The organism is Pedobacter vanadiisoli, from assembly GCF_042684385.1.
Lineage (GTDB): Bacteria > Bacteroidota > Bacteroidia > Sphingobacteriales > Sphingobacteriaceae > Pedobacter > Pedobacter vanadiisoli.
Window position 1 is genome coordinate 1 of record NZ_JBHULL010000032.1, and the last position, 16,375, is coordinate 16,375.

Consider the following 16,375-nt stretch of genomic DNA (forward strand, 5'->3'; position numbering starts at 1 on the left):
TTAGGAATAAGCTTGTCAGCAGGGCTTTTGCAGCAGTATTGAAAGAAAGGCCTTATAAGAAAGATCTTGGTATTGCTGCTTAAATATTTTAAAATTTATTTGCAAAAACCATAGAATACGGGTTTAGTAACAAAGTTCAGATGCTTTTGGCAACATCAATACAAAACACCTAAATTTATATTTGAAGGCCAAAGCTTAAGAACTAAAGCAAAATGTTTAAAACAGATGGCCGGATATAAAAATAAAAGCATGATTAACAAAGCATTGGCTCTACTATTTTTTACATTCTTTATTTCAATCGCCGCAAAAGCCCAAATACCCGATACCAGTAAATACATTTTGCAAAACGATGTTGAAGTGGCTAAAACCGAACCAGGTACTCATAATGGTGGTGGCGAAACCATAGGCTTTAACTTTTTCGCAAATGCCCGAAACCTGAAAACAGCCTTTAGGAAAAGAATATTGAAACCGGGCTCATCAATCGGTTACCACCTGCAAAAAGAGGATGAGATTTACTATGTGATCAGTGGGAATGGAACCATGCAAATGAATGGAAAAACCTTTGCAGTGAAGCCTGGTGATGCGATATTGACCCGTCCGGGCAGCTCGCATGGCATTGCGCCAAATGCCGGCAATGACCTGACCATTTTGATTGTTTATGAAAAGAAATAGATATTGCCTTTCTATATAGGATGGCATTTACCTGATTTATCCAACATGAAAATTATTCGATCCTATGATGGAACTGGAAAAGCATTACACAAATAGAACAGGTTGGTTAAGGGCTGCCGTACTGGGGGCAAATGATGGTATTATTTCTACTACCAGTCTGGTTATCGGTATAGCTGCTGCAAGTGATACGAGAAGCCCCATCGTACTGGCTGCTCTGGCTGGTATAGTAGCAGGCTCATTATCTATGGCTGCCGGCGAATATGTTTCGGTAAGCTCTCAGGCCGACATTGAAAAAGCAGATCTGGCGCGTGAAAAAATGGAACTCGAAAGTATGCCCGAAATAGAACTACGAGAACTCGCAAAAATATACGTAGCCCAGGGATTGGATGAAGATTTAGCCATGCAGGTGGCAGTACAGCTTACGGACAAGGATGCTTTGACCGCACATGCCCGGGATGAACTCGGCATTAACGAAATTACGCAGCCTAAACCCCTCCAGGCGGCTTTTGCCTCAGGCGCATCTTTTATCAGCGGGGCTATTTTACCTTTTTTGGTTGCTTTTTTTGCCCCGATAAAATCAATGGTGTTTTATCAATATGGTTTCGCGATTGTATTTTTAGCTTTGTCTGGTGCCATTGCAGCCAAGGCAGGGGGTTCAAATGTGGTTAAAGCAGTAATTAGAATCTGTTTCTGGGGAACTGTGGCAATGGTAGTAACTGCTTTAGCAGGATATATTTTCGGGGCTAAAGCAGGTTAATTAGTTTTTAGTAGACAGTTCTACACCTGAAGTACTGTGAATCTGGAATTCAAAAGAAAAAGCCGGATTAATTTTTAATCCGGCTTTACGCTTATTTATTTGAAACGATCGCTTGTCGACTAAAAACCACGACTACTGACTCCAAACTTATTTCCATTCTTTTGCCCATCTGGCCTGTGCAGCTTCATCATGAAAAGTCCAGGCTACAAACCGGCTTATTTTTTGCCCCTGGCTCATTTGAACCGTTCTTACTTCAAAAGCGTTTACCTTAATCAAAGCATTATAAATACTCTTTAGGTTAGCACTTTTCGAAACCAGTGAGGTAAACCACAAAACCTGGTTTTTAATCTGTTCGCTCTGAATAATCATCTGCTCAACAAAAGCACGTTCGCCTCCAGGGCACCAAAGCTCGGCCTTGTTCCCTCCAAAGTTAAGTACGTGTTTCACTTCCTTTTCGCCACCACCAAGGTTACGCCATTTTTGACGGGTACCTTGTTCGGCCTCTTTTAATGAAGAATGGAAAGGCGGATTACAAACCACAGCATCAAAACGCTCTGTTCTGCCCACAATACCTCTAAAAATACCCATTTTAGAACCTTGTAAACGTGCTTCTATAGCTCCCTGCAATGATTTATTGGCTTCCACAATCCTTTTGGCAGCCTCAACAGAAAGCGGATCGATATCGGAACCTACAAAGCTCCAGCCATACTCCCTGTGACCAATAATCGGGTAAATGCAATTGGCACCAATACCAATATCCAGCACATTTATATTGGGTCCGGTCGGGTTTTTCCCTTTATTGCTTGAGCCTAAAAGATCGGCAACATAATGAATATAATCGGCCCTGCCCGGAATAGGCGGACAAAGGTAATCTTTTGGAATATCCCATTGCGAAACATCGTAATAATGCTTTAATAATGCCCTGTTTAATGCTTTAACTGCATTTTGATCGGCAAAATCAATAGAATCGTCGTTATGTTCATTTTTAAAAACAAAGCGTTTTAATTCTTTTGAGGTAGCGGTAAGTTGTTTAAAATTGTAACGCGAACGGTGTTTGTTGCGTGGATGTAACTCGCTTTTCTCTTTGCGGTTATTTTGTTCTTCCTGAGCCAATGTAATCTGGTTTAACTAAACATGCTGTGTTGCCTGTTTCTGCTGCAAAGATAGTTTAAATAGTTTGGAGTTAAGCGTTTTTAGTTGGAGCCCCCCTTGGACTAAACAAACTGACAACTGCAAATTCCTAACTAAGCATCTTCTCCTTTTTCGATCGTTGCAGGTTGTATGGCTTTTAAATATTTCTCCTGGTCGAACTGGTTTTCACTTTTCGCAATCACAATGGTAGCAACGCCATTGCCAATTACGTTGGTAATGGCCCTGGCCTCGCTCATAAAGCGGTCTACGCCTATTAAGATCGAAATGTGTTCGATGGGCATAATTTTTAATGCCGTAAGGGTTGATACCAATACAATAAAACCACTTCCGGTAACGCCTGCGGCACCTTTAGAGGTTACCATCAATACGCCTAAAATGGTTATCTGCTGCCCCAGGGTTAAATCGACATGAAAAACCTGGCAAAGAAATATCACGGCCATGGCCAGGTAAATGGCTGTTCCGTCAAGGTTAAATGAATAACCAGTAGGGATCACCAAACCAACTACCGATTTATCACAACCAATGCTTTCCATTTTCTGCATCATACTCGGTAGGGCCGATTCGGAAGAAGAGGTACCCAGTACAATTAATATCTCCTGACGGATATACTTCAGATAAGCCCATAGGCTAAAGTTGAAATACCTGCAAATACCATTTAAGACCACAAAAATGAACAATATGCAGGTAAGGTAAACTGAGCCCATTAATTTGGCCATGCCAACTATACTTTGCAAACCATGCGTACCGATGCTAAAGGCCATGCCGCCAAAAGCACCTATAGGCGCCAAACGCATGATCACTTTCATAATTTTAAAAAGCACTTTCGATATTTTATCAAAGGCGTTTAAAACACTTGTTCCTTCATCTCCCAATTTATTGAGCCCGTAACCAAAAAGAATGGCAAAAAGCAAGATCTGCAGGATATTTCCTTCCGAAAAGGCAGCAAATACATTGTGAGGAATAATGTGAAGAAAAAATTCTGCCCAGTTCATATCCTTGGCTTGTTCGGCATAACCGGCAATTTTAGTAGCATCTCCACCTTTGGCTACCGTATTGGCGCCAGGCTTTAACAGATTGGCCACCAGCAAACCAATGGCAATGGCAACTGTGCTTACAATTTCAAAATATAACAGTGCCTTACCGCCCACGCGCCCTACTTTTTTCATGTCGCCCATGTGTGCGATGCCTAAAACAATGGTAAAGAATATGATCGGGGCAATTAACATACTAATCAGGTTGATAAAACCCTCACTGATTAATTTAGCTGTTGATGCAAAACCCGGGAAATAAACACCAACATTGATCCCTATTATAATGGCAACAATTACCTGAAAAGTTAAATTGGAAAATATCTTTTTCATTGGTTAGCTAATTTTCCACTATTTATAAATACTTACTTCAATTTTACCATCAGCGGTTATGGCACCACGGTACATCCCTTCGGTATTAAAAGGCATAGTCATATTGCCTTGCCTGTCCAAAGCAATTAAACCTCCATCACCTCCCATTTTGCCTACTTTATCTAATGCAATTTTAGAAGCTTCTGCAACCGGTAATCCTTTATACTCCATTAAATCGGAAATGGTTTTAGCTACAACATTGCGGATGTAAAACTCACCCCAACCTGTACAGGAAATCCCTGCTGTTTCGTTATTGCAATAGGTACCTGCACCTATAACAGGTGCATCGCCCACACGGCCATATTTTTTGTTCGTCATGCCTCCGGTTGAAGTTCCTGCGGCTAAATTACCAGCTTTATCGAGCGCCACACAGCCTACTGTACCAAATTTATAATCGTGGTTTTTTATGCCTAAAAGTTCAGATTTTTTATTTCCATGATCAAGAACTGCTTTTGTTGAATCTTCTTTAATCGCTTTTTGCAGACCATCCCAGCGCTCTTTTGTCCAGAAATATTTCGGATCTACAATTTCCAGCCCTGCTTCTTTGGCAAACTGCTCTGCACCTGCCCCCACCATCATCACATGCTCTGATTTTTCCATCACGGCCCTTGCTGCAGAAATCGGGTTTTTAATGGTGGTTACCCCTGCAACCGAGCCAGCCATTAAAGTTTTTCCGTCCATTATGGCGGCATCAAGCTCGTTTTTACCATCGTGCGTAAAAACCGCACCTTTTCCGGCATTAAAATGCGGATCGTTTTCCATGACATGAATGGTAGCTTCTACAGCATCCAGGCTGGTTTTTCCTGCTTTAATTTCGGCATAACCGGCCTGTAAAGCCTGTGTTAAAACAGCTATATAGGCCGCTTCTTTTTCAGGGGTCATGTTTTTTTTGAGGATAGTACCAGCGCCACCATGAATAACCATTATGTATTTTTTCTGCTGGGCCGAAACTTGCAGGCTTAAAGCTAGAAACAAGAATAGAGTAAGTAATTTTAACAGTTTCATCTTCCTATTGGTTTAAGAAGATGTTAAATTAGTAAAATACTTGAAAAATAAATGAGTTTTAAACTTTAGCAATCCCTTTTGAAGAAAATTGCAGGTCGTAAAGCTTTTTGTAATAGCCGTTTAATTTGAGCAATTGCTGGTGTGTACCCTTTTCTTTGATCTCCCCTTTATCGAGCACAATAATCTGATCGGCTTTCTGAATGGTTGATAAACGGTGTGCAATTACAATTGAGGTGCGGCCTTCCATCAGGTTATCAATGGCTTTCTGGATCAGCAGTTCGGTTTCGGTATCAACTGATGAAGTGGCTTCATCCAATACCAAAATGGCAGGGTTATGCACCAATGCACGGATAAATGAAATAAGCTGCGCCTGTCCGGCCGAAAGCGTTGCTCCCCTTTCCATTACATCATACTGGTAACCGCCGGGCAAGCGCTCAATAAATTCGTGTGCACCGACTTTTTTTGCAGCATTAATGACCTGCTCAAGCGTAATTTCGGGATTATTGAGGGTAATGTTGTTCAGAATTGTATCCGAAAAAAGGAAAACATCTTGCAATACAGTAGCAATGTGACTGCGTAAATAGTTGAGTTCAAAATCTTCAATGCGGATGCCATCTACTGTAATATCTCCCTTTTTTACTTCGTAGAAGCGGTTTAGAATGTTGATGGTAGAAGATTTCCCTGCACCGGTTGCTCCAACCAAAGCAACAGTCTCGCCGGTTTTTACCTCAAAGCTGAGGTCTTTAAGCACATAATTTTCATCATTATAAGCAAACCAAACGTTTTGGAACTTGATATTACCAATCAATTTTGCTGGTTTTTGTATCCCGTTATTAGGCGTAGTTTCATCGGTATCCAAAACTTTAAAAACGCGCTCGGCGCCCACCATTCCCATCTGCAGCGTATTAAACTTATCTGCCAGCTGGCGAATTGGCGTAAACACCATACCCAGGTACATGATAAACTGGGTAATGGTTCCAGGAGTTACATCCAAGGGTTTAGAAAGGATACTTTTTGCGCCATACCATATCAATAATCCCAAAGACATAGCCGAAATCAACTCCACTACAGGAAAAAAGATTGAATAATACCAGTTAGAACGAATATTGGCATCGCGGTAACGTTTGTTAATGGCGTAAAATTTTCTGTACTCCTGTTTCTCCCTGGCAAAATACTGTACAATAGAAACACCCGAAATGTGCTCCTGCAAAAAGGTATTCAGGTTAGAAACCTCATTCCTGATTTCCTGAAAGGCAACTTTAATCGCTTTCTGAAATTTGCGGGTAGCCATAATCAGCAGTGGAATAGGCAAAAGCACCACCAAACTTAACTGCCAGTCGGTGTATAACATTACGCCAACAATGACCACCACCTGCAAACTGTCGCCAATCATGGAGATTAAACCTTCCGAAAAGATATCGGCAATGGTTTCCAGATCGGAAACGGTCCTGGTAATCAGCTGCCCAATGGGTGTTTTATCAAAAAATTTCAGGCGGAGTTTGGTAATGTGATTAAAAACATTGATTCGCAGATCGCGGATAACAGACTGACCTAAAGTATTGGTTAAAAGCGTGTGGTTGTATTGGATTAAACTCTGTAAAATGAGCATAAAAATCATCAGCATGGTCATATTCACCAGGCCAGGATAATTTCCGCTCAGAATATAATGATCGAGTGTGTATTTAATCAGGAACGGACGTACAGGCGAAATGGCCGCCAACAGAATGGTTAAAATAACCGACCATATAAAGATGGTACGATAAGGCTTTACGTATTGAAAAATACGCTTCAGTAGTCCGGTGTTGTATACGTCGCCTGTAACTGCCATTTTTAGGGTTTAGGGTGTAAGGCTTAGGGTTTAAGCTTACATCATCTTAAAAATTAAATAATATTATATTTCTTCTAATAATGGTTTCGGATCTTATTTACCGTGCCTATGCCACACTTCTGCCTTAAGACTTCTACCACTCTATAACGGCTGGTACCTTTTACCTTAAACCTTCCGCCTTTTACCTTAAATAAGGGTATTCTACCTTTACTAAATATAAACCGCAGGCGGGTACCGATTGACCGGCATTGCTTCGGTTTTTACTTTCTATTATTGCTTTAAAAGCTGTTAAATCTATTTCTTTTTTACCAATCGACACCAAAGTACCCATAATGGCCCTCACCATATTGCGTAAAAAACGATCAGCCTGAATGGTAAAAACCAGTCCGCCTTCCTGTTGTTCAAAAACAGCTTGGGTTACTTTACAGTTGTTTGTAAAGGTTTGTGTGTGCGATTTGCTGAAGCATGAAAAATCGGTATAGTTCAATAACAATGCTGCAGCACTATTCATTGCTTCTATATCCAGTTTGTCTTTAACCAGCCATGACCGGTTAAGTTTAAAAGGATCTTTTTCGAAATGGATATAATATTTATAGGCACGTGCCGTAGCATCAAACCGTGCATGCGCCTCGTTATGTACCGGGATAATCCGCTTTGCGGCAATTTGGTATGGTAAAAGGGCATTAATTCCTCCCAAAGCATTTAAAACCTTGTTTTCATCCATTCCTTCGATGTCAAAATGTGCATAAAAATCTTTAGCATGTACGCCTGTATCGGTACGCCCACAACCCAGCGTTTCGATGGGTTGCCGAAAAAAAACAGACATGGCCTTATCTAACAACTCCTGAACGGTTATTGCATTAGGTTGGGTTTGCCAGCCATGGTATAAGCTGCCATCGTAAGCGATTTGGATGAAATATCTTTTTTTACTCAAAGCGATGCAAAAGTACAGTTTAACGGCCAAAGGGCAAAGTGCATCAGTAAGCATTTGGAGTTGGGCTTTTGGCCCGAAACGTTTTGGGCAAACCACAATTGGTGTTTTTTATCCATCCATACTCCTATCTGGTAACTTTAACCTTTCTTTCTTTTCTCAAAAAAGGCTAGATTTGTTCCCATATATTTACATTCATGATACAGAGAATACAATCGATATGGCTTTTTTTAGCGGCTTTAGCCTTGGTTTTAATGTTCTTCTTGCCAATTGCAACAAAAACAGTTGATGGTTCGGAGGCCAAGATTTATACAAATGGCTTACATCATTTCCTTGACGGCAAAAATGGAAAAACATTAAATATTGAGGTGTTTTTACCATTATTGATCACCAATATTGCGGTTGCCCTTATCTGTTTCATTAATATTTTCAATTACAAAAAGAGAAGTTTCCAAAAACGCTTTGCCATTGTTTCGATCATATTGATTGTTGGTTTTGCTTTTTGGTGCAGCGTTTATGCAAAAGAACTTCCGGGTGGCATAGAAGGAGCCAGTTTCGGTATTGGGGCTTATTTACCAGCTGTTGCTATCCTCTTTGTTGTACTGGCCATTTTCGGAATCAATAAAGACGAAAGATTAATCAGGTCGGCAGAAAGGTTGAGATAAATCAAAATGATACAAAGAATACAATCGATATGGCTTTTCTTAGCATTTTTTATTTTAGTATTAATGACTTTCTTACCTCTTGCAACAAAAGAGTTTGACGGATCTGAATCTGTTGTTTATGCGCTTGGTTTAAAAACCGAATTTCAATCAGCAAGTGGGTCTGGATACAAAGTAGCCTTATCTTTACCTTTAATCATTATCTATATTCCCATAGCCCTTATCTGTTTCATTAACATCTTCAATTTCAGAAAGCGCAACCTTCAAAAAAGGCTTGCCATGCTTTCTATTGTACTAATCGGTGGTTTTGCTTTTTGGTGCAGCATTTATGTAAAAGAACTTCCGGGTGGCATAGAAGGAGCAAGTTTCGGTATTGGGGCTTATTTACCAGCTGTTGCTATCTTCTTTGTTGTTCTGGCCATTTTCGGAATCAATAAAGATGAAAGATTAATCAGGTCGGCCGAACGGTTGAGGTAGCTAGCTATATATAAATACCGCTCAACGCAACCAGTTGATAACTTCCTAAACAGAATCGTCATTTCAACTGAAGCCAACCGTTTTTCGCGGTGGTGAAACGGAGAAATCTTTTCAAGTTAGATTTCTCGACTCGCTGCGCTCCGCTCGAAATGACGGATTTGGCGTGGGCTTCACAAGTAAACCATTACAATTCTACCTGTCATTCCAGTTCCTTTGTTTTTCTAAAACTGACTTCTCGAAATGATGATATTGAAGGAAAGCTATATTGCAAACCCACTATTTTTCAAAATCTAACAACTGGAATGCGCCTTTCTGCCTCTCCTTCCTTCATCCATTTTCCATCTTCCATCCCCATCATTCATTACCCCCTTATTACCAAATAATTAAGCTTAAAAACTATTTACTTGATTACCTGTGAAATACGGAATATTAACCGTACCTTTGCGGCTCAATTAAAAAATAAAAGACGAATGACAAACCCATTTCAATTATTGGGGATAAGTGATGACGTCGTTAATGCCGTAAAGGACCTTGGATTCGAAAATCCAACGCCGATTCAGGAGCAAAGTATTCCTGTACTGTTAGAGGGCACTAACGATTTTGTTGGTTTGGCCCAAACAGGAACAGGAAAAACAGCCGCATTTGGTTTGCCGCTGTTAGAACTAATCGATTTTAAATTAACTAAACCACAGGCATTGATTTTATGCCCTACCCGTGAGTTATGTTTACAAATCGCTAACGACCTTAAAAACTTTTCTAAAAACATTGCTAATGCTCACGTAGTTGCCGTTTACGGTGGTGCGAACATTATGCAACAACTACGCGAAATACGCCAAGGCGTTCAGATCGTAGTGGCCACGCCCGGCCGTATGTTGGATATCATTGGCCGTAAAGCCATCGATTTTTCAAATGTTAAATATGTTGTGCTTGATGAAGCTGACGAGATGTTGAACATGGGTTTCCAGGACGACATCAACGATATTTTATCAACTACTCCTGATGACAAAAAAACCTGGTTATTCTCGGCTACCATGCCGTCGGAAGTTCGCCGTATCGCTAAAAACTATATGGATAACCCGATCGAATTAACCATGGGCACCAAAAATACCGGTAACGTAAACATCGATCACGAATACTACATTGTTCGTGCACGCGATAAATACGCAGCCTTAAAACGTATTGTAGATTTTAACCCTGATATTTTTGGGGTTGTTTTCTGTAAAACGAAATTAGACACCCAGGATATTGCTGAGCATTTAATTAAAGATGGTTACAATGCAGATGCCTTACACGGCGATTTATCGCAACAACAACGTGATAAGGTAATGCAACGTTTCCGCGAGCGTAACATGCAGTTGCTGATTGCTACCGATGTTGCTGCACGTGGTATCGATGTAAACAATGTAACCCACGTAATTAACTATTCTTTACCTGATGAGATTGAAAGTTATACCCACCGTTCAGGCCGTACCGGTCGTGCGGGTAAAACAGGTGTTTCTATCTGTATCATCAACTCTAAAGAACTGGGCAAAATCCGTCAGTTAGAGCGCATTATTGGTAAACAATTTACCAAAGCCGAACTGCCTACCGGTTTCGATGTTTGCGAAAAACAATTGTTCTCTTTGGTACATAAAGTACATAATGTAGAGGTTAACAACGAACAGATCGATCAGTACATTCCGCGTATTATGGATGAATTTGCCGATCTAAGCAAAGAAGACGTAATTAAACGTTTTGCTTCTTTAGAGTTTAACCGTTTCCTCGAATACTACTCGAAAGCACCTGATTTAAATGCTCCGGCTGGTGATGATCGTGGTGAAAGAGGAGAACGTGGCGAAAGACGTGGACGCGGCAGCGAGGGCTATACCCGTTTATTTATCAACTTAGGTTCGGTAGATGAATTTACCCGCGGCGATATGTTATCATTTATCTGTAACAACGGAAAAATTAGCGGCAAAAGCGTTGGTAAAATTGATTTAAAAGGTGTTTTCTCTTTCTTTGAAGTAGAAGATGCTGTTGCGGATAAAGTTTTTGAAGGCTTTAAATCAGTTGAATTTAACGGTCGTCAGGTTCGCATCGAAAGAAGCGGCGAAGGCGGTGGTGAAAGACGCGGTGGCGGTGACAGACGTGGTGGTTTCGGCGGTGAACGCAGAGGCGGTGGCGGTGGTTACCGTGGTGGCGACAGAAGATCAGGCGGTGGAAGACGTGAAGGCGGAAACAGCAGTGGCGGTTTCAGAGATTTTTCTGGTCGTAGCCGTGAAGATAAAGGTGGCAGCGGACGCAGAGAAGGCGGAAGCGGTGAGCGCCGTAAAAAATGGTAAATCACTAAACCAAATATTTTGACAAGCCGTCCCGATTTTTCGGGGCGGCTTTTTTTTGGCCGGCACATGCAATTATTAGTGTTTTTAGTGCAAATAAACCCTGTTTCCCCTGTAAAATCAACCCATAAAGCCTTATATTTAACGCTTATTGCACAACCAAATATTATGCGTTATTTAAAGCTTTTTATTATTTTTTTCCTGTTATCAGCTAGTCTTAATTTATCCGCTCAGCAAGCTGCTTCAAATCCAAAAATGCAATGGTTTGCCGATGCCAAACTGGGTATTTTTATCCATTGGGGTATTTATTCGGTAAATGGTATTTCCGAATCGTGGTCGTTTTTTAATAACTACATTAACCACGATGCTTACATGAAACAGCTTAATGGTTTTAACGCAGCCAAATACCAGCCTGCAGAATGGGTAAATCTGATTAAAGAAAGTGGCGCAAAATATGCGGTAATTACCACGAAACATCATGATGGCGTAGCGCTTTGGGACAGTAAAATGCCGAATGCCACCACAACGGTGAAACACAGTGCAGCTAAAAAAGATCTAATTACACCATTTGTAGCCGACCTTAAAAAATCGGGGCTTAAAACCGGTTTATATTTTTCCCTACCCGACTGGAGTTATATTGATTATGATGGTTTTACACGAGACCGCAGGCGTTACGATTACAAACAGGATCCTACTCGCTTTAAAAAATTCCAGAATTACTTTCAGGGACAGCTTAATGAACTTTCTAATCAATACAACCCGGATTTAATTTGGTTTGATGGCGATTGGGAACATAGCGGCGAAGAGTGGCAGGCCAAAAATATATTGGAAAACCTGCATAAAGTGAATCCAAACGTCATCATCAATTCGCGTTTAAATGGCCATGGCGATTATGATACCCCCGAACAAGGCGTACCGGTGGTTAGGCCTGCTTCGCCAGAGTGGGAATTGTGTTATACCATGAACGACTCGTGGGGCTATCAGCCTTATGATAAGCACTACAAATCGCCGAATATGATTATCCGCACTTTGGTTGATTGCATTAGTATGGGAGGCAATTTATTGCTCGATATTGGTCCCAAAGCCGATGGAACCATTGCAGCCGAGCAAGTTGAAATTTTAAAAGGCTTAGGCCGCTGGACTCAAAAACACGCTGAAGCCATTTATGGTACACAGGCAGGAATCCCAGGCGGGCACATTGACGGAAAAACGACTTTATCCAAAAACAAAGATGTATTGTACCTATACCTCGATTATAAAACCAAAAATGGCATTTTACTATCGGGAATTAAATCTAAAATCAACAAGATTGAAGTAGTTGGCAACAAAGCACAACCCTATACCATTAAATTAAATGAAACCGATTACCTGCTTAATTTAAAAGATACTGATTTCGATAGCGATGTAACGGTTATAAAAGTATCATTAAATAGCCCTATCGAGCTCGCCAACGATAAACAGGAAACCCTTTCGCTGGCAGACCTGTATGCTGCCCCCAAACAGCGCGGTTTAACTAACTTAAACCTGAGTAAACTGGCCGGTAATTTAAATGCCGGTGTAAATGTATTTCAAAATACCAGCTTACCTGCAGATGGTTTGGACTTTAAGCCTAACGTCAAAAATGCTGATCAAAAAATCAGCAATTGGGTAATCAAAAATGCCGAAGCCCTTTACAAAACGGGAAAAGGTATCCCTGCTGGCCATTACCAGGGCAACACAACACTTTCTGCCGATAAACAAACCCTCTATCTTTTTGTTGAAGGGAAACCAACGGGCCCTATCACCATTAAAGGTTTAAAAAACAACATCAGCCGCATCAGGGTAGTTGGTGAGGGTACTATGCTTAACCACGAAATTTATAACAAACTGTACTGGAGCAAAATACCCGGCATTGTTTACATCCCGGTACCGGAAGATAAATTAGATAGCGAATTAACGGTAATTGCAGTATTGCTTGATGGCCCGATTGATTTGTACCGCGAAAAAGTTGGGGCAATAGAAAGCAATTTATAATTTATTTAACGAATGTAAAATAGTTAGCGTACTTTACGATTATCCTTAAATTGCATTACTTTCGCACATCATGCAGGCAAAATATATCTCATATCAGGAAACCGGATCATTTTCAAAACTGGTTTTAGATTATATTAACAACAAAGAACAGCTTAAGGATTTTTACAGTTACCGTCCTGATATGGCAGGTTTAGCCAGCGCAATGGAGCATCGCAATTTTCTGGGTAACCGTACTACTTTGGTAGAAGTATTACAGGATCAGTACCAGCATTTACAGCCTAATAAATCGGTTACCAAAAATATAGAACTTTTGGGTCTCGATAATACCTTTACTGTAACTACTGGTCATCAGTTAAACTTATTTACCGGCCCACTTTATTTTATTTACAAAATTGTAACCACCATCAATTTAGCCATAGAGCTACAGATTGCGCATCCGGATAAAAACTTTGTACCCATTTACTGGATGGCTACAGAGGATCATGATTTTGATGAAATTAATCACGTAAGTGTTGATGAGAAAAACATCAGTTGGATACAGCAAACCAATGGAGCAACAGGCAGGTTAAGCACCAAAACCGTTGCCGCGGCGGTAACGGCTTACAAAGGTTATTTAGGCATTTCTAAAAACGGAAAACGCATTGCCAAACTGGTTGAGCAGGCTTACCTGCACCACGATAACCTTGCCGATGCCACCCGTTTTTTAGTCAATAACCTCTTCGAAAAATATGGGCTGGTAATTGTAAATGCTGATGATGCCCGCCTGAAAAAACAATTTGTCAATATTATTGCCGAAGACATTATACACCACAACAGTGCCCGCAATATTGAAACAAGTTCTCAAAACCTGGAGGATTTAGGTTATAAAACGCAGGTTAATGGCCGCGATATCAATTTCTTTTACCTGAACGATAACCTGCGCGAACGCTTGATTTTTGAGCAGGGCAAATACGTGGTAAACCACACCGATATCAGCTTCACTGAATCGGAGCTTTTAGCTGAAATAGAATCTCACCCGGAGCGTTTTAGCCCGAATGTGGTGATGCGCCCCATGTACCAGGAAGTAATTTTACCTAACATTGCCTACATTGGTGGTGGCGCTGAGGTGGCTTACTGGATGCAGCTGAAAGCCAATTTTGATTATTACAAGGTAGATTTTCCGGTTTTATTGTTACGTAATTCAGCTTTAGTGATCGACAAACGCAGTGCGGAGAATTTATATAAGCTAGGCTTTTCTTTGGAAGATATTTTCCTGCCGGTTGAAGAACTGAAAAATATTTGGGTAAAGCGGAATACCACAGCCCAACTCAGCTTAGCCGATGAAACCCGCGCTATTAACAGCATTTTCGACCAGATTAAGCTGAACGCCTACAAAATAGATAAAACGTTATCGGTATCGACAGATACAGCCAAACAACGTACCAACCATCTGCTGGCCAATCTTGAAAAAAAACTGTTCAGGGCCGAAAAAAGAAAACACGAAATGGCACTTTTACAGATAGACAATGTTAAAAAACGGCTTTTCCCGAATGGTACATTGCAGGAGCGCATACTGAATATTGCACCGATGTATGTAAATTACGGAGAAGATTTTCTATCCTCGTGCATCGAAAACTTTGAACCTTTGGGCGGTGATTTTACTGTGTTGCTACCATAAAATTAGTCCGGAGTCGGAAGTCCGAAGTCCGGTTTATTTGAAACCTATACTTGCTACCTGATTCTTGATACTTTAAAAATAATGAACTTCATCACCTTTTCTGAAACCAAACTGAGAGCATTTACCTACAGCGTATTTAAAAAAATGGGCTGCTCTGATGCACATGCCGAACTGGCCACCGATGTTTTGATCCGTTCTGATTTACGTGGTATCGATTCGCATGGTGTGGCCCGCTTAAGCGGTTACGTCAGGCTTTGGGAAAAGAAACGGATTAATGCTACTCCCGACATTAAAATTGTGCACGAAACGCCAACTACGGCAACCATAGATGGCGATGCCGGATTAGGTCTGGTTGTGGCGCCCTTTGCCATGCAGGTAGCCATAGAAAAGGCCGAAAAATATGGTAGTGGATGGGTATCGGTAAAAAATTCGAACCATTACGGCATTGCAGGTTACCATGCTTTAATGGCAGTAGAAAAAGATATGATTGGCATTAGTATGACCAACGCCAGTCCGTTGGTTGCTCCTACCTATGCCAACGAGCGTTTGTTGGGTACCAACCCTATGTGTTATGCTTTCCCTGCAGGCAAATATCCGCCGGTTATTGTTGATATGGCCACCGCAGCAGCAGCCAATGGCAAACTCGAAATTGCTCAAAGAGCTAATAAAAGCATTCCCGATGGCTGGGTACAGGATAAAACAGGCGAAAACTCCACTAATCCAAACGAATTAAAAAATGGCGGTTCGCTGTTACCCCTGGGTAGCGATAAAGACCACGGAAGCCACAAGGGTTATGGTTTAAGTGCAACAGTTGATATTTTATCGGCAGTCCTATCAGGAGCCAATTACGGCCCATGGGTACCCCCATTTGTTGCTTTTTTAGAACCTTCGGCAAATCCGGTTGGCGAAGGCTTAGGCCACTTTTTAGGTGCCATGCGCGTAGATGGTTTCAGGCAGGCAGCGGACTTTAAAAACCACCTCGATAATTGGGTAGAACGTTTTAAAAGTGCAAAAACCATCGATCCGGATAAAAAAGTAATTATTCCGGGTGAGCCTGAGCACGAATTTGAGCAGGAAAGGAAAATTAGTGGTATCCCTCTGATTGATGTAGTGGTTAACGACCTGAATGAACTGGCAGAGAAATTAGGAATTGAAGGGCTGAAATAATTCAATTTCATTTAACTGAAAAGAGTAATCTGTCCTTAGAGTTCCGAAGGGCTCTAAGGATTAAAGAATAGAAAAGAGTCTGTGACTCATTCGTAAGTATTGAGTTAGCAACTCAATCTTATTCACCATCAGTAGAGACGCTACGCTTAACTCTAAGAACAGAAGAGAAATGTCCTTCGACAGGCCACCATTGACAGTCCCTGTAGAAGAATCGTCCTTTAGATTTGTTTTGATATTTTATTTAAGGCAAAGAACGATTACTTTTCTTAAATTATAAATCAGATTACCTAAAACGGTAGCGGCACATTAATATATCGTCAAGGTTTTTATGCCTAA

At 41.0% G+C, this 16,375-nt stretch carries 13 protein-coding genes; 8 read left to right on the top strand and 5 right to left on the bottom strand.

What is annotated here, in order from left to right; translation table 11 throughout:
- Positions 1–225 precede the first annotated feature (225 nt).
- Entirely contained in the window at positions 226–672 is a 447-nt protein-coding gene (locus ACFSR6_RS17835; RefSeq protein WP_379081342.1) for a cupin domain-containing protein, read from the top strand.
- Between the two features lie 64 nt (positions 673–736).
- Complete coding sequence (locus ACFSR6_RS17840; protein WP_379081344.1) at positions 737–1,429, top strand: VIT1/CCC1 transporter family protein; 693 nt, start codon at positions 737–739, stop codon at positions 1,427–1,429.
- A 147-nt stretch (positions 1,430–1,576) separates the two neighbouring features.
- Here the strand turns inward: ACFSR6_RS17840 and rlmF are convergent, their stop codons facing one another.
- From rlmF to truA, 5 genes are all read right to left on the bottom strand, one after another.
- Positions 1,577–2,542, bottom strand: coding sequence for a 23S rRNA (adenine(1618)-N(6))-methyltransferase RlmF (gene rlmF, locus ACFSR6_RS17845; protein WP_379081346.1), 966 nt, complete (start codon positions 2,540–2,542; stop codon positions 1,577–1,579).
- Positions 2,543–2,673: 131 nt separating this feature from the next.
- Positions 2,674–3,942 carry a C4-dicarboxylate transporter DctA gene (gene dctA, locus ACFSR6_RS17850; protein ID WP_379081348.1) on the bottom strand — a complete coding sequence of 423 codons (1,269 nt, stop codon included), beginning with the start codon at positions 3,940–3,942 and terminating at the stop codon, positions 2,674–2,676.
- Between the two features lie 18 nt (positions 3,943–3,960).
- A complete protein-coding gene (locus tag ACFSR6_RS17855) occupies positions 3,961–4,986 on the bottom strand; it encodes an isoaspartyl peptidase/L-asparaginase family protein (protein ID WP_379081350.1) in 1,026 nt (341 codons plus the stop codon).
- Between the two features lie 58 nt (positions 4,987–5,044).
- Entirely contained in the window at positions 5,045–6,814 is a 1,770-nt protein-coding gene (locus tag ACFSR6_RS17860; protein WP_379081353.1) for an ABC transporter ATP-binding protein, read from the bottom strand.
- A 181-nt stretch (positions 6,815–6,995) separates the two neighbouring features.
- Positions 6,996–7,802: a tRNA pseudouridine(38-40) synthase TruA gene (gene truA, locus ACFSR6_RS17865; protein ID WP_379081355.1), complete on the bottom strand. Its 807-nt coding sequence runs from the start codon at positions 7,800–7,802 to the stop codon at positions 6,996–6,998.
- A gap of 140 nt (positions 7,803–7,942) precedes the next feature.
- Between truA and ACFSR6_RS17870 the strand changes: the two genes are divergently transcribed.
- The 6 genes from ACFSR6_RS17870 (at position 7,943) to ACFSR6_RS17895 (ending at position 16,039) form a co-directional block, all read left to right on the top strand.
- On the top strand, positions 7,943–8,410 hold the full coding sequence (locus ACFSR6_RS17870) for a DUF4293 domain-containing protein (RefSeq protein ID WP_379081357.1): 468 nt from the start codon (positions 7,943–7,945) through the stop codon (positions 8,408–8,410).
- 6 nt (positions 8,411–8,416) lie between these two features.
- Positions 8,417–8,884, top strand: coding sequence for a DUF4293 domain-containing protein (locus tag ACFSR6_RS17875; protein WP_379081359.1), 468 nt, complete (start codon positions 8,417–8,419; stop codon positions 8,882–8,884).
- 470 nt (positions 8,885–9,354) lie between these two features.
- Positions 9,355–11,205: a DEAD/DEAH box helicase gene (locus ACFSR6_RS17880; RefSeq protein WP_379081361.1), complete on the top strand. Its 1,851-nt coding sequence runs from the start codon at positions 9,355–9,357 to the stop codon at positions 11,203–11,205.
- A 165-nt stretch (positions 11,206–11,370) separates the two neighbouring features.
- Positions 11,371–13,215 carry an alpha-L-fucosidase gene (locus ACFSR6_RS17885; RefSeq protein ID WP_379081363.1) on the top strand — a complete coding sequence of 615 codons (1,845 nt, stop codon included), beginning with the start codon at positions 11,371–11,373 and terminating at the stop codon, positions 13,213–13,215.
- A gap of 70 nt (positions 13,216–13,285) precedes the next feature.
- A complete protein-coding gene (gene bshC, locus ACFSR6_RS17890; protein WP_379081366.1) occupies positions 13,286–14,872 on the top strand; it encodes a bacillithiol biosynthesis cysteine-adding enzyme BshC in 1,587 nt (528 codons plus the stop codon).
- Positions 14,873–14,953: 81 nt separating this feature from the next.
- A complete protein-coding gene (locus tag ACFSR6_RS17895) occupies positions 14,954–16,039 on the top strand; it encodes an Ldh family oxidoreductase (protein WP_379081368.1) in 1,086 nt (361 codons plus the stop codon).
- Positions 16,040–16,375: the final 336 nt, after the last annotated feature.

What these genes read in the sequence shown, in the direction of transcription:
- ACFSR6_RS17835 (WP_379081342.1), top strand. Translation starts at nt 226, where the DNA reads ATGGCCGGATATAAAAATAAAAGCATGATTAACAAAGCATTGGCTCTA.
- ACFSR6_RS17870 (WP_379081357.1), top strand. Translation starts at nt 7,943, where the DNA reads ATGATACAGAGAATACAATCGATATGGCTTTTTTTAGCGGCTTTAGCC.
- ACFSR6_RS17895 (WP_379081368.1), top strand. Translation starts at nt 14,954, where the DNA reads ATGAACTTCATCACCTTTTCTGAAACCAAACTGAGAGCATTTACCTAC.
- ACFSR6_RS17855 (WP_379081350.1), bottom strand. Translation starts at nt 4,986, where the DNA reads ATGAAACTGTTAAAATTACTTACTCTATTCTTGTTTCTAGCTTTAAGC.
- dctA (WP_379081348.1), bottom strand. Translation starts at nt 3,942, where the DNA reads ATGAAAAAGATATTTTCCAATTTAACTTTTCAGGTAATTGTTGCCATT.
- truA (WP_379081355.1), bottom strand. Translation starts at nt 7,802, where the DNA reads ATGCTTACTGATGCACTTTGCCCTTTGGCCGTTAAACTGTACTTTTGC.
- bshC (WP_379081366.1), top strand. Translation starts at nt 13,286, where the DNA reads ATGCAGGCAAAATATATCTCATATCAGGAAACCGGATCATTTTCAAAA.
- ACFSR6_RS17860 (WP_379081353.1), bottom strand. Translation starts at nt 6,814, where the DNA reads ATGGCAGTTACAGGCGACGTATACAACACCGGACTACTGAAGCGTATT.
- ACFSR6_RS17875 (WP_379081359.1), top strand. Translation starts at nt 8,417, where the DNA reads ATGATACAAAGAATACAATCGATATGGCTTTTCTTAGCATTTTTTATT.
- ACFSR6_RS17840 (WP_379081344.1), top strand. Translation starts at nt 737, where the DNA reads ATGATGGAACTGGAAAAGCATTACACAAATAGAACAGGTTGGTTAAGG.
- ACFSR6_RS17885 (WP_379081363.1), top strand. Translation starts at nt 11,371, where the DNA reads ATGCGTTATTTAAAGCTTTTTATTATTTTTTTCCTGTTATCAGCTAGT.
- ACFSR6_RS17880 (WP_379081361.1), top strand. Translation starts at nt 9,355, where the DNA reads ATGACAAACCCATTTCAATTATTGGGGATAAGTGATGACGTCGTTAAT.